Origin of the sequence: Vibrio sp. YIC-376, assembly GCF_052353105.1 — a bacterium.
Lineage (GTDB): Bacteria > Pseudomonadota > Gammaproteobacteria > Enterobacterales > Vibrionaceae > Vibrio.
This window is the reverse complement of sequence record NZ_JBBWFK010000001.1, coordinates 475,200-494,396: the sequence shown is the minus strand read 5'-3', so window position 1 is coordinate 494,396 and position 19,197 is coordinate 475,200. Positions and strand designations below refer to the sequence as shown.

At 42.4% G+C, this 19,197-nt stretch carries 20 protein-coding genes; 10 read left to right on the top strand and 10 right to left on the bottom strand.

Translation table 11 applies throughout. The annotated features are described in order from the left end of the window. The 4 genes from WJM94_RS02220 (at nucleotide 1) to WJM94_RS02205 (ending at nucleotide 3,496) form a co-directional block, all read left to right on the top strand. Complete coding sequence (locus WJM94_RS02220) at nucleotides 1–720, top strand: energy-coupling factor ABC transporter ATP-binding protein (RefSeq protein WP_444492609.1); 720 nt, start codon at nucleotides 1–3, stop codon at nucleotides 718–720. Then, nucleotides 698–1,285 carry a molybdenum cofactor guanylyltransferase MobA gene (gene mobA, locus WJM94_RS02215; RefSeq protein ID WP_444492608.1) on the top strand — a complete coding sequence of 196 codons (588 nt, stop codon included), beginning with the start codon at nucleotides 698–700 and terminating at the stop codon, nucleotides 1,283–1,285. Before WJM94_RS02220 ends, mobA begins: the two co-directional genes overlap by 23 nt. Then, nucleotides 1,282–3,060, top strand: a complete 1,779-nt coding sequence (locus tag WJM94_RS02210) for a bifunctional molybdopterin-guanine dinucleotide biosynthesis adaptor protein MobB/molybdopterin molybdotransferase MoeA (protein ID WP_444492607.1) — start codon at nucleotides 1,282–1,284, stop codon at nucleotides 3,058–3,060. The genes mobA and WJM94_RS02210 overlap by 4 nt, the downstream gene beginning before the upstream one ends. Before the next feature lie 169 nt (nucleotides 3,061–3,229). Further along, nucleotides 3,230–3,496 (top strand): DUF2960 domain-containing protein, encoded by a 267-nt coding sequence (locus WJM94_RS02205; RefSeq protein WP_444492606.1) that lies wholly within the window; start codon nucleotides 3,230–3,232, stop codon nucleotides 3,494–3,496. An 84-nt stretch (nucleotides 3,497–3,580) separates the two neighbouring features. Here the strand turns inward: WJM94_RS02205 and WJM94_RS02200 are convergent, their stop codons facing one another. The 3 genes from WJM94_RS02200 to WJM94_RS02190 form a co-directional block, all read right to left on the bottom strand. Then, a complete protein-coding gene (locus tag WJM94_RS02200) occupies nucleotides 3,581–4,069 on the bottom strand; it encodes a DUF6515 family protein (protein WP_444492605.1) in 489 nt (162 codons plus the stop codon). Nucleotides 4,070–4,256: 187 nt separating this feature from the next. Next, nucleotides 4,257–5,165 (bottom strand): N-acetylglucosamine kinase, encoded by a 909-nt coding sequence (nagK, locus tag WJM94_RS02195; RefSeq protein ID WP_444492604.1) that lies wholly within the window; start codon nucleotides 5,163–5,165, stop codon nucleotides 4,257–4,259. 175 nt (nucleotides 5,166–5,340) lie between these two features. Next, nucleotides 5,341–6,090 carry a tRNA-uridine aminocarboxypropyltransferase gene (locus tag WJM94_RS02190; RefSeq protein ID WP_444492995.1) on the bottom strand — a complete coding sequence of 250 codons (750 nt, stop codon included), beginning with the start codon at nucleotides 6,088–6,090 and terminating at the stop codon, nucleotides 5,341–5,343. Between the two features lie 146 nt (nucleotides 6,091–6,236). On the opposite strand from WJM94_RS02190, the gene WJM94_RS02185 reads away from it, so the two are divergent. Continuing rightward, nucleotides 6,237–7,064: a sterol desaturase family protein gene (locus WJM94_RS02185; protein ID WP_444492603.1), complete on the top strand. Its 828-nt coding sequence runs from the start codon at nucleotides 6,237–6,239 to the stop codon at nucleotides 7,062–7,064. Nucleotides 7,065–7,174: 110 nt separating this feature from the next. Here the strand turns inward: WJM94_RS02185 and WJM94_RS02180 are convergent, their stop codons facing one another. Together WJM94_RS02180 and WJM94_RS02175 are read right to left on the bottom strand one after the other, a co-directional pair. Beyond that, nucleotides 7,175–7,555, bottom strand: a complete 381-nt coding sequence (locus tag WJM94_RS02180; protein WP_444492602.1) for a hypothetical protein — start codon at nucleotides 7,553–7,555, stop codon at nucleotides 7,175–7,177. A gap of 259 nt (nucleotides 7,556–7,814) precedes the next feature. Beyond that, entirely contained in the window at nucleotides 7,815–9,824 is a 2,010-nt protein-coding gene (locus WJM94_RS02175; protein ID WP_444492601.1) for a methyl-accepting chemotaxis protein, read from the bottom strand. A 141-nt stretch (nucleotides 9,825–9,965) separates the two neighbouring features. Here WJM94_RS02175 and WJM94_RS02170 point away from each other — a divergent pair, with 141 nt between their 5' ends. Continuing rightward, nucleotides 9,966–10,460: an NlpC/P60 family protein gene (locus WJM94_RS02170; protein WP_444492600.1), complete on the top strand. Its 495-nt coding sequence runs from the start codon at nucleotides 9,966–9,968 to the stop codon at nucleotides 10,458–10,460. A 93-nt stretch (nucleotides 10,461–10,553) separates the two neighbouring features. On the opposite strand, the gene WJM94_RS02165 is transcribed toward WJM94_RS02170, so the two are convergent. The 3 genes from WJM94_RS02165 to WJM94_RS02155 all read right to left on the bottom strand — a co-directional run bounded on the left by WJM94_RS02165 (nucleotide 10,554) and on the right by WJM94_RS02155 (nucleotide 12,993). After that, nucleotides 10,554–10,898: a DUF3802 family protein gene (locus tag WJM94_RS02165; RefSeq protein ID WP_444492599.1), complete on the bottom strand. Its 345-nt coding sequence runs from the start codon at nucleotides 10,896–10,898 to the stop codon at nucleotides 10,554–10,556. Between the two features lie 131 nt (nucleotides 10,899–11,029). Next, nucleotides 11,030–12,019 (bottom strand): diguanylate cyclase, encoded by a 990-nt coding sequence (locus WJM94_RS02160; RefSeq protein ID WP_444492598.1) that lies wholly within the window; start codon nucleotides 12,017–12,019, stop codon nucleotides 11,030–11,032. After that, nucleotides 12,019–12,993 carry a response regulator gene (locus WJM94_RS02155; protein WP_444492597.1) on the bottom strand — a complete coding sequence of 325 codons (975 nt, stop codon included), beginning with the start codon at nucleotides 12,991–12,993 and terminating at the stop codon, nucleotides 12,019–12,021. The genes WJM94_RS02160 and WJM94_RS02155 overlap by 1 nt, the downstream gene beginning before the upstream one ends. Before the next feature lie 225 nt (nucleotides 12,994–13,218). Between WJM94_RS02155 and WJM94_RS02150 the strand changes: the two genes are divergently transcribed. Together WJM94_RS02150 and WJM94_RS02145 are read left to right on the top strand one after the other, a co-directional pair. Continuing rightward, a complete protein-coding gene (locus WJM94_RS02150; RefSeq protein WP_444492596.1) occupies nucleotides 13,219–14,085 on the top strand; it encodes a fructosamine kinase family protein in 867 nt (288 codons plus the stop codon). Nucleotides 14,086–14,324: 239 nt separating this feature from the next. Next, entirely contained in the window at nucleotides 14,325–14,519 is a 195-nt protein-coding gene (locus WJM94_RS02145; RefSeq protein ID WP_444492595.1) for a CPXCG motif-containing cysteine-rich protein, read from the top strand. Nucleotides 14,520–14,589: 70 nt separating this feature from the next. On the opposite strand, the gene WJM94_RS02140 is transcribed toward WJM94_RS02145, so the two are convergent. Next, nucleotides 14,590–15,201 carry a riboflavin synthase subunit alpha gene (locus WJM94_RS02140; protein WP_444492594.1) on the bottom strand — a complete coding sequence of 204 codons (612 nt, stop codon included), beginning with the start codon at nucleotides 15,199–15,201 and terminating at the stop codon, nucleotides 14,590–14,592. A 248-nt stretch (nucleotides 15,202–15,449) separates the two neighbouring features. On the opposite strand from WJM94_RS02140, the gene WJM94_RS02135 reads away from it, so the two are divergent. Together WJM94_RS02135 and WJM94_RS02130 are read left to right on the top strand one after the other, a co-directional pair. Next, on the top strand, nucleotides 15,450–16,820 hold the full coding sequence (locus WJM94_RS02135) for an MATE family efflux transporter (protein ID WP_444492593.1): 1,371 nt from the start codon (nucleotides 15,450–15,452) through the stop codon (nucleotides 16,818–16,820). Nucleotides 16,821–17,104: 284 nt separating this feature from the next. Then, complete coding sequence (locus WJM94_RS02130; protein ID WP_444492592.1) at nucleotides 17,105–18,118, top strand: DUF3080 domain-containing protein; 1,014 nt, start codon at nucleotides 17,105–17,107, stop codon at nucleotides 18,116–18,118. A 163-nt stretch (nucleotides 18,119–18,281) separates the two neighbouring features. On the opposite strand, the gene WJM94_RS02125 is transcribed toward WJM94_RS02130, so the two are convergent. Continuing rightward, on the bottom strand, nucleotides 18,282–19,124 hold the full coding sequence (locus WJM94_RS02125) for a DNA ligase (RefSeq protein ID WP_444492591.1): 843 nt from the start codon (nucleotides 19,122–19,124) through the stop codon (nucleotides 18,282–18,284). Between the last annotated feature and the right edge of the window lie 73 nt (nucleotides 19,125–19,197).

The window sequence follows — 19,197 nt, the reverse complement described above, 5'->3', positions numbered from 1 at the left end:
ATGACTATAAAAATTACCGCCGAACAATTGTCCATGCGTTTTAAAGAACGCGTGCTTTTTCATATTCCTGAGCTGGCAATTGGCCCAAACGATGCGATTTATCTTAAAGGTGATAATGGCGTCGGCAAAACGACCTTACTTAAAATTCTCGCGGGTTTGTTAAAGCCGTCTACTGGTGAGGTTATTGCACCTAAAGATTCCTGGCTAAAGAAGTGGACACGACGCAATGGCCGCGTCGATGTTATATATCTTCACCAGTCCCCTTACCTATTTGATGGCTCCGTGTATGAAAACATCGTATATGGTGTGAAATACCAGAACGACACAGCAAAAGATAAGCGAGCTCAAGTTATTAACGCTTTGCGCATGGTAGGTTTAGAAACATTGGCTGACGAGCATATCTCTGTTCTGTCAGGTGGAGAAAAACAGCGCGTAGCGATGGCGCGAGCCTGGATATTAAAACCGTCCATTTTATTGATGGATGAGCCAAGCGCATCATTAGACGTAGAGTCAATCGAGCGTTTAGTGGTAATGGCAAAAGATCTGTTGGATCGTGGCTCTAGCATCGTAGTCACAAGTCATCAAACTAACGCGTTGACCGATTTATGTAAAAAACAGTGGTGGATTAAAGACAAGACTTTGATAGAGTCACCGCTGTTGTATGTCATACCAAGAAAAACATCCCAAGAGAACGCATATGCTTCAACCAACACAAACTAGTTGGGTCATTTTAGCTGGTGGTCAAGCTAGCCGCATGGGTGGAAAAGACAAAGGACTGATAGAGCTAAATCAGAAACCACTCATTGCACACGTTATCGAACGTTTATCACCGCAAACACCAAGCATTTCAATTAATGCTAACCGAAACCAAGACGCGTACCGTCAGTTTGGTTTCGTCTTCAGTGATCAGTTTAAAGATTACCCAGGACCGATGGGTGGAATTCATGCCGGTTTGGTTCACGCGCAAACCGACTGGGTCGGATTTGTGCCTTGTGACAGTCCGCAAATTAACACCGATTTAGTTGACCGTTTTTGCAGTGCAGTTCAAGAAGATACGGACATTTTGGTCGCTCATGACGGTGATCACCAACAACCTGTCTTTACTATGTACCATAAACGTGTTTTACCAAAGTTGACTGCGTTTTTAGAGCGTGGGGATCGTAAGATCATTCTGCTCTATAGAGAATGCAACACCCGCTACGTTGACTTTAGTGACTCACCAAACTGTTTCGTCAACTTAAACACTCCGGAAGAACTGGCGCAATTTGGACAATTGGAATCATGAAACACACGCTAAATATCCCTATTCTTGGTTTTGCAGCCTATTCTGGTACCGGTAAAACCACGCTTCTTGAAGCCTTATTGCCGAAACTGACCGAAGCGGGTTTGCGTATCGGTATGTTAAAGCACGCACACCACAACTTTGACGTCGATAAACCGGGTAAAGACAGTTACCGATTACGTAAAGCAGGTGCCTCTCAGATGTTGATTGCGTCTCGAAATCGCTTTGCGTTGATGACTGAGACTCCCGAAGCAGAAGCAGAGTTTGAATACCTGTTAACTCGTTTTGATGAAAATATGTTAGATGTTGTTCTGGTTGAGGGTTGTAAAAACATCGCTTTCCCTAAAATCGAGCTTCACCGAGAAGAAGTCGGTAAACCGTGGCTTTACCCTCATGATGAAAACATCATTGCGATTGCTTCTGACAGTGGTGAGCTGGACTCCGATTTACCACAAATGAACATTAATGATCTGGATGCCATCGCGGAATTCGTTCTTCAATATGTTAGCGCAGAAAAAGAACCTAAAGCGAAAGAGAAAGAAGCCGCGTGTTGCGACACTCTATCTCCAGCATTCCTTTCCGTAACTCAAGGGCAGGAAAAGATTCTATCTTTAGTTCATACCGTGGCTGATATTGAAACATGCCAAATTGAAGATAGTTACGGCCGAGTATTGGCTGACAACATCGTTTCTCCGGTTAACGTGCCTCAATACACAAACTCAGCAATGGATGGTTACGCGGTTCGTAGTGACGATCTTGAACGTGAAAGTTACCAAGTGGTGGCGGAAGTGCTCGCAGGCTATGCCTATGATAAACCGTTAGAACTTGGCCAAGCTGTTAAAATCATGACAGGTGCACCAACACCTATCAATGGCGATACAGTGGTAATGCGCGAACAGACCAAACATAATAGTGACATGGTAACGTTTAATGCATCAAGCATCAAAGCGGGTCAGAACGTCCGTCAGGCTGGTGAGGATCTTGAAATTGGCAGCGACGTGTTCACCGTTGGCACTCGCCTCGCCTCTCCAGAAATGGGGATGATCGCGTCTCTTGGTTTTGGGCAGGCGAATGTCTTTCGAAAATTGAAAGTAGCAATATTCTCTACTGGTGATGAAGTACAGGCACCAGGTACCGAGCAGAAAGCAAATTCTATTTACGACTCAAACCGCTTCACCATTATGGGTATGCTCGAACAACTAGATTGTGAAATTCTGGACTTTGGTATTCTGGAAGATAATGAACAGCTGATGATCGAAGCACTAGAAAAGGCGGCTCAGCAAGCGGATATGGTGATGACGTCTGGCGGCGTGTCGGTTGGTGATGCGGACTACATTAAGTTAGCGTTGGATAAGCTTGGGCAAATCGATTTTTGGCGTATCAATATGCGCCCTGGCCGTCCTCTCGCCTTTGGCCAGATCAACAACAAACCGTTTTTTGGTTTGCCGGGTAACCCAGTTGCTGTCATGGTCTCTTTCATCAATTTTGTCGAGCCTGCCATACGGAAGATGCAAGGTGAAATGGGCTGGAAACCATTAAAAGTCAATGCGATAGCATCAGAAAGTCTTCGTTCTCGTCAAGGCCGAACTGAATTCAGTCGCGGGATATATGAATTGGACGAAACTGGCCGTCTGACCGTTCGTACCACGGGTAAACAAGGCTCGGGAATATTACGTTCGATGAGTGAAGCCAATTGTCTTATCGAGATATCCCCTGCTATCGATACGGTTAAAGTGGGAGAAAACGTGACAATTATCCCGCTTCAAGGCAGAATCTAACTCTAGCGCTACATAGCAACGATTCCATAAAGGTCAGCTCTGCTGACCTTTCGTTTTTAGCAATACATTGCAGCAGAGCTTTGAGAGTAGATCTTAATCGTGCTCATCCCGCCGTGAGGAATTCACGCGGTTTAGCTAAAAACACTAACAAAACATTCGAGAGATAATTATGGCTCGCACCATCTTGTACACTTACAAAGACGAAGACAAAGAACTGACGTTCTCTTACCAGCAACACCACAACATTCATGAAGCGGTTGCTGAAGCCGAAGGTATCGATATTTCTGAATACCTGAAAATGGAACAGCAGATCGAAGCGATTTCTGATACTAAAGCAGTTCGAAACTACCGTGATAACCACTTTAGAAAACTCGGTTTCACAAAAATCACTCTGGCACAGAAAGAAAATTTGGGCGTCGGGAAAAAGAATAAATAGATTTTACAATCAGCAGAAAGCTCGCGTTACTTACTACGATTAGTATTAAATAACGCGAGCTTTTTTATAGGATTCAAATTACGTTTATAACTGAGGAGCAACGACGACAAACTTACGGGTGCCTGCAATCGGCGCATACCAGTCATTACCTCGCACATAATACGTTGCGCCATCTACCGTTACGTTAACAACATCACTTGGCAGAACGTCCACTACTTGTCCTGATAAACTGCTACTTGCCTGCTGTGATGCAGATACTGGTGGTTGTTCGACATAAATATATTGATCCCCACTTTGCTTGTAATAAGCGTTATCAATAATCGCATACGTAATTCCTGCAATTGCCAAAAATGCCGCTGTAGCAGGTAAGCCACTATGGTGGTAAGACCTATGTGACGGCGCGTTATGACTTGGTCGGTAATTGGGTTGCACCACAACCACATTTTTTGGTTTTTGTGGCTTATGTTCTTGGTCGTGCCACTGTCCCGGAGCCTGCTTAGCCATGGATGGAGCAACCATGCTTACCATTACAATCGCTAGTGCACCGTTACGAAAAGTTGAAAGTTTAAACATAGCCATTCCCGTTTATTTAACCTCTTAGACTTGAGTTAAAGTTTATCAGAGGCTTATTCAAGGGACGTAAACGAAGTGTAAAGCTAGGTAAAGATGACTTCTTAAAGATGACCACAAACGAAAAGCCCTGTTACTCAATGAACAACAGGGCTTCGTTATGTTAGTTAGCTTAGTGAAGCGAACTATTTTATTTGATGTTTAGGAAAGCCGCTCCACGAACGCCGCCTGAATCACCGTGTTTCGCTTTGATGATCTTTGGACATTTCGCTACAGACAGCAGGTATTTCGGAATGCGCTTTGGCATTTCTTCGTAAATAACGTCGAAGTTAGATAAACCACCACCGAGTACGACAACATGTGGATCGGTTGCAGTAAAGATGTTCGCAAAACAGATTGCCAAAAGCTCCATAAAGCGTTCAACATGCTCAACTGCCGTTGCTTCGCCCTCTCGATAGGCTTCGATGATGTCTATCGCTTTTTTCTTCTCACCGTAGTAATGCGCGTAAATTAACTCGAAACCACGGCCAGATAGGTAACTGTCTAAACAACCTTTTTTGTCACAACCACAACCCAGTAGAGGCGCATTGTCACCAAGGTGGAACCATGCATCAATCGGAAGGCGCATATGACCAACCTCTCCCGCGACGTGGTTACGACCTGAGAAAACTTTACCATCGAAAATGAAGCCGCCACCAAAGCCTGTGCCCAGAATCAAACCTAGTACAGATGGTTCACCTTGTAGCTCTTCGTCCCACGCTTCTGAAAGTGCAAAACAGTTTGCGTCGTTTTCGATCTTCACTGAGCGGCCGATTTTCGCCTCTAGATCTGCACGTAGTGGTTTGCCTTTTGCTGCTGGAACGTTCACAGTAAGAACTGTCGCATCGTCCGCATCTTCCATACCTGGAAGACCGAGACCAATCGTACCTTCACAGCCAAATTCATTGTCGTACTTACTGATAAGGTCAGCAATAGTGTCAACCAACAATTCATAGTTATCGGTTGGTGTTGATACACGCTCTGTCGCTACACGCTCAAGCTTTTCGTTAAATGCACCAAATTCAATTTTAGTACCACCGACATCAAAGCCATAATACATGCAATTCTCTCCTAAAAAGTGTAAAACGACTCCAAAAAAGTTTACTGGAGTCAAAAAGATAAACTTTTGGCATTATCCATATCTGTACGCCTACAAACCGTGACCAAATCCAGATTTATCCCCTCGTCCAAGTCAGTTGAACAACAAGCGATCAACAAAAACTTATTCTTTGGAGTCAGCTCTCGGTTTTTGACCACTCGATATAACGTTTTAGGTGTGGTCGGTTTGGATCCGTTTTTATACGAGTTTTCGTTAACATATACGTTTCTCTAAAAGCTTCGAACCACAGTTGAAGACACTCGGAAGCATGGTGCTCACCAGTTTGCTTAAACACCAGAGTGGCGACTTCTGCTGTAGAGAGATGTTGCTCATTATCAGAACGTCGCATTATATATTCTGACAGCGACTCTGGTTTTATCGACAACACTGGCAATGATTGTAAATAGTCTGAACGTCGGAAAATCTTTCTCGCCTCACGCCAGCTACCATCAATGAAGATCAGTAACCATTTCTTGTTGCTGCCCTCAGATTTTACTAATCGTTCTGGGTTGAGGCTTTCCAGTAATCGTTGAGGATCATCCACATAATCTGCCGGGAATACGATGACAGGTTGATAGTCTTCACTTTTCAATAGCGCCAGCATCTCGTCCGAAGGTTCGGTTCGGTTCCATTGGTAAACGTAGGTTTCCTGAATCGTGTCAGCGATCAATCGGCCAGTGTTGCTTGGCTTAAACACTTCGTTCTCTGACACAATGAGCATACAGGCGAGGTTCGACTTAATGTTTGGCTGCATCTCGCACAGACAGTACTGCTGTGAAACCTGACAATACGGGCAACGGATGACTTTGCAACCGCGCGCATTAAAAGGTTTTGTCGATAGCGATTGACGGTGCAGGTATAGACGATGGAAAGCGTGAATTCTCATGTGTGAAAATGCCAAATAAAAACGAGAGCGCGATTCTACTGGCATAAGCGCCACGCCTCAAGGTAAGGTATGGAAAAGGTACACCGAAATTATTTTCCGCTGAAATAGGTCTACACAGGTAGAGTCGAGACAGAGAGGTAACATCTGTGACAGAAACAGCATTTAACGATCCATCCTGGCTAAGGCTCAGTTGCTTTATCGGTGTGCTCTTAATCTGTACGTTATGGGAAATTAAGTTACCAAGAAAAACACTGACGGTTTCGCGAACTTTTCGCTGGGTAAACAATCTCTCACTTGTCGCTTTAAATAGCGTTATTGTCGCCTTAATCATGCCTATCGCGGCATTTCAGGCTGCCGTTATTGTAAGTGATAACCAATGGGGCGTGTTTCACCTGATGTCGGTTCCTATCTGGTTGAACATTCCGCTGTCCGTTGTGTTACTCGACTTCGTTATTTATATGCAGCACATTGTGTTTCACCGCATCCCTTTCCTTTGGCAGATCCATCGAATGCATCATGCCGATCTGGATATCGATGTGACGACTGGCGCTCGCTTTCATCCCATTGAAATTGTGATTTCAATGGTGGTAAAAATCGGTGCAGTGTGCGTGCTCGGTGTTTCCCCTATTGCGATTGTCATTTTTGAAATTGTCCTTAACGCCAGCGCTATGTTTAACCACAGTAACGCAAGGCTCGCACTGCCAGTCGATGCTTGGTTAAGGAAAGTGATCGTTACACCAGACATGCATCGAGTTCATCATTCTGTCATTCCGAGAGAAACGCATTCTAATTTTGGTTTCTTCTTATCTGTTTGGGATCGACTATTTGGCACCTACCGTGCTCAGCCAGAACTTGGGCATGACCATGTAGTGATTGGTTTGCCCGATATTAGAGATGAACAGGAGCAAAGGCTTGATAAGTTGATTACGCAACCATTTCGTTATCGTGCTAAAGACAATAAATCGAGTGATTAGCCAGCTAGGTCTGCTAGTGGTTAAAGTGAATTATGCTCAAGGTATACTTTTCACCACTAGCCCATTTTTACTTTCAATGACTTATTCGTTATATCCGCGCAAATACGGTACTAACGAAATATCTGGCGTGACTGTCTATTTTGTCGTGCGTTCCACAGCCAGATTGATACACCAATAGAAAATCCCAAAAACAAGGTTTTCATCTGTAATGCAGTCCGATTATCTAAGATTTCTAATGTATAGATAGCATGAGTATTAAAGACCACATTGGTTACCAAGATAACCAGCATCAATACAATGCCAACTCGACGGTACCGAATCAACAGATAGACGGCTAACAAATCTAAAATGCTCAGTAAACTCCAATAGATATTCAACCAACGCGGGGCAAAATCATAAGGCAGCAGACCATCCACGACATTGTCATAGATATGGACAGCACCGCCTATGGTTAAAAAAAGGCATAAGAGAAACACTACGAATTTATCCATCATCGTTTCCTTATTTTTAGTTAATGGCGAAAAGCATATAGAACTAATCGAACAATTTATAATTTTGTGGCGATTTTTGAGACCGATCATGCCTTTAGACACGATCAGATACGCGGAAAAGTATTCGGTTACGAACTTGCTGCTACTGCAAGGATAGCTACTGGTTTGAAAGTTCGCACTGTTGCAAGCGTTTGAATAAGTAAAAAAGCCAAGGCTGAGTGAAAGTTCTGCCTTGGCCTTGTGCTGATATGTTTAAAACTTACAGCTCATACTTGTGTAGCATATCTTGTTGTTGTCCAGCGATATCAGCAACTTGCTCTGAGCTTTCTACCATAGATTCAAGTTGCTGCTTCGTTTGCTCACCCTGTTCAGAAATCTGCGTAATAGAACGTGAAACGTCTGCGGTTGCCCGTTCTTGCTCTTCTGTGGCGACAGAAATCTGCTCAACACGTTCTTGAATATGTTTCACCGCGTCATTTATCTCTAAAAACGTCGATTTTACATAATGACTCGACTGCAATGCGTGAGCCATTTCTTCCCTTGAACTGTTTACGGCCTGACGAGAATGTTCTGAAGCAGTAATGAGTTCGTTCATCATCTCACTAATGTTCGTCGTTTGTTGTGAAGTATCGCTCGCCAATTTACGCACTTCATCAGCAACCACAGCAAATCCACGTCCTTGCTCACCCGCTCGCGCAGCTTCGATCGCAGCGTTCAACGCTAATAGATTGGTATTTTCAGCGATACCCTTGATCATGTCTACCATTTCACGGATTTGTTTGACTCGTTGATCCAGCTGTAACATGGATTCTTCGCTCAAGTTTAGAGATTTATCTAATGACTCGAGACGTAATCGATTTTGTTCAACGACCTGAACGCCTTTCTCGGTTTGCTGGGTAGCAAGAAGAGAATCTACAGAGGATGCATTAGTTACCATCGCAATTTCTCGGATGGAAGCTTCTAGCTGACTTATTGTCGTGACTATATTTGCCAAGGCTTCGTTCTGCATGCTCAGACCTTCGTTCGTCCGTTCTGCAACTGTGTGGCTAATTTCGGCAGTTTGGTAAAGCGTTTCACAGTTACGAGTAACTGTCGCAATTGACTCATGTGTTGAATCAATCACCAGATTTAATTTCCTTACGACTTCTTTCAATTCATTTGGGCCAATCTCTTCAGCCTTACCACGAAAATCATGTTCAGTGAGTGCAGACAAGCGCTCTAGTACGCTGTTTAAACCGCGGCTAGTCCATGCTTTTAAACCGAACCACGTCAATAAAATAGTCACAGAGATAACACCTGCAGCGATGAGAACCATCATACTGACTGTCTCTATGGTGTGGTTTACCACAGCCTTTCGTTCGTCAAGTAAATCGGATGATGAAAGCGAAATCTTATCGAGTAACAACATCGTCTCATCAGCAACCTTAGATGCACTTAGAAATTCACTGCGTTGTTGTTCACTTTGCTCAAGCCTAGAGAGAATTAAGTGCAGAATTCCCTTTTCTCCAAACCCAGATTTAACCATTTCATACGATGCTGTCAGGCTTGAAAACTCGGTCACCTCGGGCTGTAGCGCTTTAAAATCTGAGTACGCGAGGTTAATGCCTGCAATTCGATTACGCATCTCACGATATTCTTTTTCCGCTTTAGCCAAATCAGTATGCGTCAGCATCGCCAAAAAGGTACTTTCCATTGAACTAGCAGAAGCGATAAATCGGTTCGCGGCATCACTTGATTCCGGACTGTCGGCACTTAGGAAAGAACTGATTCTATTCATTTCTGGACCAACCGAACTCAGTCCATAACGAAACCCACCAGAGGCGGAATCAATATCGGCTTGCATTTGAATAACAACAGATTGTTTTAAAAGAACAGAACGGGTGATTTGATGCAAATTCTTCACTTTGCGTTTCATTTCGTCAGAAAGAGGCTCGGTTGTTACACTAGATGTTTGCATTACTAGTCCTTCTGTCTGTTTAGCTAACTGCTCTATTTGTTCTTCAACAAGCGGAAGTTCTTTAGCCTCAGTCACCTGCATTCCATAATTTAGTAATTTGACAATCTCAAGAACATTTCTTGTTAACCTAGCGTTGGCCATTGCTACTGGTAACTCTTTTTGAGACAGTTCATCAAATTGCTCTTTAATCTGCCCCATTCCTTTGAAACTTGAGACAGAAAGGGCTATAACAAGGGCTATGATAGTTAAAAATGTTGCACTGATGGTCTGAATCAGTGAGAGAGAAAAGCGTAAACGATTGCGCGCTGTCATAATCAATTTTTATTCTTTATTGGGTTTAAGACGGTTTAATTGTGCATCTGTCACACAATCTAAATAAAACCGTGATTTTGGTCCCATACTATGGATTGGTTATGACATTAATATTTCAGTTGTAAGTCGCGGAGATGACAGGTGGATGATTTGCGTCGAATTTATATTCCTTTAATAATCAGTGGACTAGTTACCGCTTGCTCTTCAATACCAGAGCCAGAAGAGATTGAACAAGATGAAGTGGTAACATTTCAAGTCGAGACCTTCGCCAACAAACCTGACTTGTTGGAATTTTACAATGAGTGGCATGGCACGCCATACCGACTTGGTGGTACGAAAAAGTCTGGGATTGATTGCTCCGCATTTGTTCAAAAGGCCTTTGTAGAGGCTTATCAACTTGCGTTGCCACGGACGACACAACAACAATCACAACAAGGCGTTAAATTGAGCTGGACAGAAGCTCAACAAGGGGATTTAGTCTTTTTTAAGACCAGACGAACGACATACCATGTAGGAATCTATTTAGGCGATAAACAATTTATGCACGCCTCAACGTCAAAAGGTGTAATTATTTCGAGAATTGATAACCCCTACTGGGCATCAAAGTTTTGGCAAATTAGAAGGGTTACATTGTAACGCAATCTCAAAACTGGTCGATACGAGCTTAAGAAGCCTTGAGACATTGTTCAGCCAGCCAAGGCTCGTGCTCATACATTGGTGCAAAGAATTCTAGTCGTAAGTAGCGACAGCGGTATCAAACAAGTTTTTCACTAAGGCAACATATTCATCAAGAAAAGTAATTTGCTCATTTGTTGCTTTTTTATTCCAGACTCCAGCAAGAACTTCACCAAGATCTTCTACTACGGCATCAGCCTCTTTTAGCAATTTAAAGCGAACGCTTGAGTGAAGTTCTGGGTTTTGCTCGAATATTGCCATGATGTTTGATGCCACCATATCGGTTACTACATCCTCGATGCTTTCAGAACCCGTGTCGCCATTTTCAGTTGTAAAAATATCCAAGTTAAACGACAAGTGTTCGATAAGAGCGAGATATCCATCGGTTTCTACAACCACTGCTTTTCTCCATTTAATACAAGGCTTCTAAGCTGAAAGTAAAACTGTTTCAATAGTAAGACATGGCGAGAAAAATTCACTAACTTAATTCATATTAATGAGAGTTTATTAATTAGCTGGATGGTTTTTAATCAACTAGATGATTCTCGTACGCAATCTAATAGGTTTTCGTAAACACAGGTTTTATTTCTGCCTTTTTCTTTGGCGCAATATAACGCAGCATCAGCGCTTTTTAACCATTGTGTATGGCTGTTAAAAGTAGGTTTATATTCGCAGACACCAATACTGATGGTGTAGTTAATTAAAAAATCTTCGACTTTAACAATTTCTTGCTCTATCCGTTTGCGTAAACGCTCCGCAAAATAACTCGCTTGCTCCTGATTCGTATTCGGTAGCAATACGGTAAACTCTTCACCTCCAAAACGACCACAAATATCGCTGCTTCGGGCTGTTTTTCGAAGCAAACTCGATGTACGACGAATCACTTCATCCCCCACAGGATGGCCATAGGTGTCATTGACTTGTTTGAAGTGGTCGATATCGAAAATAACCAGTGAACTTGGCCCGTCGAATAATTTTAAATGGGCAAACTCGTCTTTAAGTGATTGTTCCCAATAGGCACGATTAAACAAGCCTGTTAGCCCATCTTTACGACTGATTTCCGAAAGATGTTGATTAGTCTCTTTTAGATGAATCCGATTTCGTGCCGTTTCAGATACATCATTTATTTGGATCGCGATATGACCGACTTCTCCGGATAAAGAACGTAGTGGCGTGATAACAATATCCTGATACATGAAATCGCTGCTGTTTGATACAGGGGAAAAATTATTAAATTTGAAAAGAAATGGGCGGTTTTCCCAGCTAGAAAAAGAACGCGTTTCCAAATCGGCTGATGTTTTTAATTTCGTCTCAAGCCAGGCTCGAGGCAGGTCTTCGAAGTGGTCGAATAAGTACTCACCTAGAATATCTTGGGACAGTATGCCGCTGTATGACTGCATAAAGCTGTTCCATACACAGACTTTATACTGATCGTCGAGCACAATGAGGCCAGAATCCATTGTATCTAGTATCTGAGTGACCCAATGAAAGTCAGCTATATCCAGCGTAATTTCGGGCATCAGATTAACTCCATGATTTCATATATGATTTCTACTGATGGCTTGTCCACCAAAAATAACACTTCGCATTCGAAGTCGAGTTCTTCCGCCATGTAGGTATATTCAATGGTAAAGAGCTCCCCTCTTTTCCCTTGGTCGTCATTATAAACTGGCAGAGTATCTATGATACCTGGTTGGCGAAGAGAGAACTGCTTATCAAGTTGACTACCAAGAGATGTTAAGAAAGAAGAAACCAATAAGTTGGAGACGTTTAGAATCACTTCGTTATGTGCCGTGAACTCTAAATGGTAGCCTAACCTTTCCCCAATCTGATTGATGTCTTTTCCTCTCAGACAAACTAACGCTTCTCCGTGAATACCTCCCCCAACAAATCGTTGTGCAACTGCGACTGAACCGTCTCGTCCAATCACATCAACTAGCGTCATATGAAGCTCTCCATATGACAAGGGGCCAACGTGAGGAACTGGCAACTGTATGAACTCGCGCAAATGGTCTGCCATAATTGCCGCCCCTTTCCCCAACGCAACATTCGCCACTTCGCGAAATTTTGCTAGTGAAGATAGCTCATCGATAACTTGTTGTTCTGGGCTTAAGTCTACGACTGGTTTAAAGGCATATTGAAGCCCTAACTGTTTATACAGTGGTACAACTTGATCTTCAGATAATGGTTTCGCAATAAATGCCAGGGCACCCAGTTCAATGCAACGCTGTTTAGCCTCTTGCTGAACGTCACCAGAAATAATGACAATTTGAGTTTGATAGCTGCTAACGGGTAAAGACTTTAGCACCTCAAAACCATCCATAATTGGCATCGTCAAATCGAGAAACAAAATGTCAATATTCTGCTCCTCAAGAATTCTTAGCGCTTCATACCCATCTTGGGCTTCAATAAGCTGCAATGATGTACTCTGTACGATGGTTCGTATTATCAGTTTTCTCGCAATTGCCGAGTCATCACAAATCAGTATTTTCATGCCGTCAATGGAACTAAAGTCTAAAAAAATAATAATACATGTTGTGTGGACATATCTCCATATGCTAGGCATAAAAATCATAGACTTATAAGCGATTTGATTCACAGTTATGCAAATTTACTCTTACTTATAGTCAGTTTATTTACGAAGTATGCACTGCTCCGCGCCAATTTTTCGTCAGTTATCCTAAACTATTGGTGGGAAAACAGTTTAGCGAGGTTTTGTATGTGGCAAGCGATATCGCAACAGCTTTCTGATACGTTGTTATTCGAATATCAAATCATCGAAAAAGTTAGACTTTCCGGTGGAGATATCAGTGAAAGCTATATGATCAACGACGGCGAACAACGTTATTTCGTAAAGATTAACGACCGTGAATTTTTGTCTAAGTTTGAAGTTGAAGCAGAAAGTTTGCATTTGTTACGCGAAACTTCCACTATTTTTGTTCCTGAAGTAGTTTTGGTTGGCACAACCAAAAATACCTCTTTTCTTATTCTGAATTACCTACCGACAAAACAATTAGAAGACGCCCAAAATAGCTTTTTGTTCGGTCAACAACTGGCTCAATTACACCAGTGGGGTGAGCAGAAAGAGTTTGGGTTTGATACCGATAATTACTTAGGTTCGACGCTACAACCCAATCAATGGCATAAAAAGTGGTGCATGTTCTTTGCAGAACAGCGAATCGGATGGCAATTACAACTACTGAAAGAAAAAGGCGTTACTTTGGTCGATATCGAGGACTTTGTTAACGTCGTGAAACAGCTTTTGTCTAATCACACACCGAAACCCTCGTTATTACACGGTGACTTATGGAACGGGAATGTTGCATTAACCCCCGTAGGGCCAATTTGCTTTGACCCAGCTTGCTACTGGGGAGACAGAGAATGCGACATTGCAATGACGGAGCTTTTCGGTGGGTTCAGACCAGAGTTTTACCAAGGATATGAGTCAGTTATGCCACTTTCACCTGGCTATCACGAGCGTAAGGAGATTTATAATCTTTATCACATCCTTAACCACTGCAATCTGTTTGGTGGCCATTATTTGGAGCAAGCTCAACTAACTATAAACCAGATCATTTCGGTCTGATTTAGAACTGTTAAATCATTACATTATGTAAATGTTCGAGTCATATCACTCTCATTGTTGACCCCAGATTCAAGGTTGAGTTTGGGGTCAAGTTTTGTACTTATTTCGACTCAATTAGCAACAAATCTACCTAATATCTACTTAGATTATGTCTCTCCTCCCTTGAGACAAATAAGTGATGGGGCTGTGCTTCTTCAATTATAATATTTTAAAAGCCCTGCAATACTAGGAGTTGTTGTATGAAAAACTATACTGAAAGGCATGTTAAGTGTCCGCATTGTGGGCACTCCATTGGAATCACCTTAGATGCAAGTAATGGCGATCAAGAGTTTTATGATGATTGCCCTGCATGTTGTCACGCTATTCATCTAAACATGCATGTCGATGAACTTAATGACAAGGTAGAGCTTTACATAGACGACAATTACGAATAATGAGTTAAGAATAAAAAAGGAGCAATCACGCTCCTTTTTTATTATCGATGGCTGTACCTTGACACTTCTATTAGATTTGTTTCGCCGCCAATACACGTTCTACTGTATCGACTATTGCTTGTGTCTGTGGATCGAATTCAATATTTACTCGATCTCCCTTAGTTCTTTCACCAAACAGCGTTCTTTGTAGCGTTTCAGGAATGAGATGCACTGAAAAGCGGTTATCTTCTACTTCACCAATGGTAAGTGAGCACCCATCGATGCCTACGTACCCTTTAGCCAGTACATATTTCATCGGCTCTTTCGGTAACTCAAACCAAATTGTACGGTTGTTTGGTGTATCTATGACATCCGTGATTGTCGCCATTAAACTAATATGGCCAGACATACTGTGACCACCGATTTCATCACCAAATTTAGCGGCACGTTCAATGTTTACTCTATCCCCTTCTTTCAACGCGCCCAAATTGGTTAGAGCTAATGTTGCCTGCATTAAATCGAAGCTAATTTGATTCCCTTCGATTTTCGTCACAGTCAAACAACAACCATTATGTGCAACCGAAGCTCCGATCTCTAATCTGCTAAGAAGCTCCCCTGGTAACTCGATTACATGGGTCTGAAAACGTTCTTTCTTCTCAATCTTCACGACCTTTGCCGTGCCCTGTACTATTCCAGTAAACATTTTTCTTACCTACTCGTTTGAACTCTACTAAACACCATTAGAGAGAGGTTGGGTTATGCCGCTTGCGAGATATTAGCTAGTTATAGGTATGGCATATGACCATACAATTGTTTATCATTTGCGCGGAGATTCTCTGAGACATTTTTTCACCTTATCGTGGGTAAAATCAACCACTAGGTCACCCCGTCACATCTTTTGTTCTCGAGCGCTCCAAATCTTTCAATTTCCTTTCCGTCGTGGAGTTTTTCGTGCAGCACTATAAAGAAGAAGCATCGAGTCTTATAAAATTGGCAACCCCTGTATTAATCGCTTCTGTTGCTCAAACAGGAATGGGGTTTGTTGATACTGTTATGGCAGGTGGTGTAAGTGCTACCGACATGGCAGCGGTCTCTGTCGCTTCAAGTATCTGGCTTCCATCAATCCTGTTTGGTATTGGGTTGTTAATGGCATTAGTTCCAGTGGTAGCACAGCTTAATGGTTCTGGACGACGCGTAAAAATACCATTTGAAATCCAGCAAGGTGTCGTCTTGGCTTTGCTGATCAGTATTCCTATAATTGCAGTACTGTTGCAAACCCAGTTTATTCTTGGGCTAATGAATGTAGAAGCTCTGATGGCAGAAAAAACCATTGGCTATATTCATGCGGTGATCTTAGCAGTACCTGCTTTTCTTTTATTTCAGACGTTAAGAAGCTTTACTGATGGCATGTCTCTGACTAAGCCAGCTATGGTGATAGGTTTTATCGGTTTGGTACTGAATATTCCACTTAACTGGATTTTCGTTTACGGAAAATTTGGTGCACCAGCATTAGGTGGCGTTGGTTGTGGAGTTGCGACGACCATTGTTTATTGGATCATGTTTGCACTGCTTCTGTTTTATGTCGTAACCTCTCCTCGTTTAAAAAACATAAATATTTTCGGTGAGTTTCATCGTCCACAGTTGAAAGCGCAAATTCGTTTATTTAAGCTTGGTTTTCCTGTCGCTGCGGCACTATTTTTCGAAGTCACGTTATTCGCTGTCGTTGCATTAATGGTGTCTCCATTAGGCCCATTAATCGTTGCTGCACACCAAGTTGCGATCAACTTCTCAAGTATGGTGTTTATGCTACCAATGAGTATTGGCGCTGCAGTAAGTATTCGAGTGGGTCATAAGCTTGGTGAACAAAGTGTTGAAGGCGCCCGTATCGCATCGCGTGTAGGCATTATGGTAGGAACAGCCTTAACTGTTGTAACCGCCCTTTTTACTGTTGTGTTTCGTGAGTCAATTGCAGAGCTGTATACCAGCAACGCAGAAGTTATCACTCTAGCAATGCAACTACTTGTGCTGGCTGCCATTTATCAGTTTACTGATGCCATTCAGGTTATCGCCGCTGGTGCTTTGCGTGGTTATAAAGATATGCGTGCTATCTTTAACAGGACCTTCATCGCTTATTGGATTTTCGGTTTACCAATGGGTTATGTGCTTGGGCGTACAGACTGGATCGTAGAACCAATGGGAGCTCAAGGATTCTGGATCGGATTTATTATCGGGTTATCCTCTGCGGCCCTTCTATTGGGGGTCAGACTTCGCTGGATGCACCACCAGAAACCCGAAGTTCAATTAAACTTTTCCGTCCATTAATCAATCATACTCAGAGCCAGCAAATCGCTGGCTTTTTTGATCGAACCAATCCGAGGTCAGGTATACTTTTATACCAATCACAGTAAGTAAGTGATCAGAAATAGCGTAGGAAAAATGCTTGAGAACAAGGCAAAATTTTTCGATAAGTAGTTATTCTACAATCAAAAATTTTAACGCCGTTATCGAGTATTTTAACAAGCTAGAATGACCAGTTATTTACTACGATTGGTATTATACACTACCACATACAGTCTTTGGATTCGGATTACACATAAAGGTACGCTGTGCGACTCATATCTTTGTTCTCAATATTCTTGCTCTCAGGTTGTAGTGAGTACTTCAATCCTGAGCAAGCCCTGTTGGATAAATATCATCAACGTTTAGCAAATGTACTGGATGTTTCGACCTTAGAAATAGCCCCTAAGTCTGCTATCTCAATACCTTCCCGAAGAGATTTATTTCAGTCACTGCCAAGACTTTCGCTAGGGCTTCTTGAAAGCTATCGACTTCGTCAATGTGGTTTATTTAACCTATTGGCAGATAAAAACTCGCAACTTGGGAAAGTTCAGGATGCCTTCCATGATCTTGATTATCAAACATCGTTACTCAGGACATTAAACGCCTGCCTGACCGAATATCCGCTTAGCGGCGAAGAGCGAGCAAAGTTAGAATCGTTATACTTACAAAAATGGAATCACCTTCATACTCATCTTGATAACTTGCTACTGACAAGTGATGCGATGCAAAAGCAGCTAACCGCTTCTGACTGGTTATCCGTCGATAACAAAAACCAAATTGCACGGGTTAGTGACGCTTTCAATATTCTGAGTGAAATTTATGACACGCCTTACAAAGCAATCTCTCGCCTACCCGCAGCTAGTTTAGTGTCGTACCAGGAGGACATCGAGAAATCTCGTTTAATAGGGCGACTTTACTATTCCCTCACCAATACAACGCAATGGCTAAATGAAACAACTCGATTGCTTGAATCAAATCAAAGAAAAATACTTTGTGGCAAAAACCGAGATACCACGCAGTTTCGTTATTTGAACAATGTGTTTCAATCAATCTATGTAGCCGAAGTACAGCCATATTTGACGTATTTAGACAGCACCTATCAACGCCTAAATAGTGGCATTGAACTTGTTGAAAAAAGAATGGCTCTTCATGGCGAGATCTACGGACTATCTAAAGCACACGCAACGTTCAGAAAAGAGACCCTTGAACACGTGAAGTTCTGGCAGGGTCTTTTTAAACGTTGCGGCGTAACAGTAGGTAATACCAATCACATTAAATAATGTGAACAGAAAAAACGCAGGAATAATGTTTGAGAGCAAGAGTTAAATTTTCGATAAGTAGTTATTCTACAATCAACTTTCTTTATAAACGAAAAATCCAACGCAGTTATCGAGTTTTTTAGCATGCGAGAATGACCAGTTATTTACTACGATTGGTATAAAACTACTCCTTGATACGCTCGCGTAAGAATCGGGCGAATTTAGGTATCCCGGTGTTGGTGTATCCGTTATATCTAAACGTGATCGTCGTGCCGAGTTTTGGTGGAGTACGGCGTACCTCGTCCGTGAATCCGCTGCCGATGTAAAACTCTGTACCATCAGGCATACGCACTAATAATGCGCCCATCATACCTAGCAACCGTCCAGTACCAGGTTTATGACCAATCACTTGCGCTTCAGTATCTTCATAACGCTTCAGTTTGAGTAAATCACTACCACGACCCGCCTGATAACGACTTGATACTTTTCTGAGCATCACACCTTCTCCATCAGAAAGTGAAATCTTGTCTAATTGGCTAAATAAGTGTGCCTCGTTCTGAATTGTCTTGTGCTCGACATATTTGATGTGTTGCTTATCTATTTCGAACACCAAATTCTGGATATTGTAATATCGCTTGCGATAGTCGCCCGCAGAATAAGGCATGTCGAACAACATAAAGTCTATTTTTTTCCACGCGTTGTCTACTGGCGTTTTATCCAAAACCGTTTGTTGTACCAGATGAAAATTACCGCGCCCGGCCCATAGTTCTCCATCTAAAGGGTAATCAGGAAGTGGATCAGTAAACCAGTCTGGTGCGTAAATTCGGTTTCCGTTGCGAGTTACGAGGTGTTCCCCTGTCCAATATGCACGAATACCATCCAGTTTTTCACTGTACCAGTACTCGGACACATCAATCCCGTCTTGATAAGTTTCTGCCAGAGAGACAAATGGTGTTAAAGACGATTCCGCATAAGGTTGCGTGGATGTCATAACGACGAGAGCGATCAATGTCATTTTTACGGGCATGGAAGTAAACCTTGTACAAAAAACCGTCTACATTGAAGCGTAACTTTCCTCGATAACCTATTTATCAGTAGTT

Excerpts from the sequence above, each read along its gene's own strand:
- WJM94_RS02220 (WP_444492609.1), top strand. The coding sequence starts at position 1 with ATGACTATAAAAATTACCGCCGAACAATTGTCCATGCGTTTTAAAGAA.
- mobA (WP_444492608.1), top strand. The coding sequence starts at position 698 with ATGCTTCAACCAACACAAACTAGTTGGGTCATTTTAGCTGGTGGTCAA.
- WJM94_RS02210 (WP_444492607.1), top strand. The coding sequence starts at position 1,282 with ATGAAACACACGCTAAATATCCCTATTCTTGGTTTTGCAGCCTATTCT.
- WJM94_RS02205 (WP_444492606.1), top strand. The coding sequence starts at position 3,230 with ATGGCTCGCACCATCTTGTACACTTACAAAGACGAAGACAAAGAACTG.
- WJM94_RS02200 (WP_444492605.1), bottom strand. The coding sequence starts at position 4,069 with ATGTTTAAACTTTCAACTTTTCGTAACGGTGCACTAGCGATTGTAATG.
- nagK (WP_444492604.1), bottom strand. The coding sequence starts at position 5,165 with ATGTATTATGGCTTTGATGTCGGTGGTACTAAAATTGAATTTGGTGCA.
- WJM94_RS02190 (WP_444492995.1), bottom strand. The coding sequence starts at position 6,090 with ATGAGAATTCACGCTTTCCATCGTCTATACCTGCACCGTCAATCGCTA.
- WJM94_RS02180 (WP_444492602.1), bottom strand. The coding sequence starts at position 7,555 with ATGGATAAATTCGTAGTGTTTCTCTTATGCCTTTTTTTAACCATAGGC.
- WJM94_RS02175 (WP_444492601.1), bottom strand. The coding sequence starts at position 9,824 with ATGACAGCGCGCAATCGTTTACGCTTTTCTCTCTCACTGATTCAGACC.
- WJM94_RS02160 (WP_444492598.1), bottom strand. The coding sequence starts at position 12,019 with ATGCCCGAAATTACGCTGGATATAGCTGACTTTCATTGGGTCACTCAG.
- WJM94_RS02155 (WP_444492597.1), bottom strand. The coding sequence starts at position 12,993 with ATGAAAATACTGATTTGTGATGACTCGGCAATTGCGAGAAAACTGATA.
- WJM94_RS02150 (WP_444492596.1), top strand. The coding sequence starts at position 13,219 with ATGTGGCAAGCGATATCGCAACAGCTTTCTGATACGTTGTTATTCGAA.
- WJM94_RS02145 (WP_444492595.1), top strand. The coding sequence starts at position 14,325 with ATGAAAAACTATACTGAAAGGCATGTTAAGTGTCCGCATTGTGGGCAC.
- WJM94_RS02140 (WP_444492594.1), bottom strand. The coding sequence starts at position 15,201 with ATGTTTACTGGAATAGTACAGGGCACGGCAAAGGTCGTGAAGATTGAG.
- WJM94_RS02125 (WP_444492591.1), bottom strand. The coding sequence starts at position 19,124 with ATGCCCGTAAAAATGACATTGATCGCTCTCGTCGTTATGACATCCACG.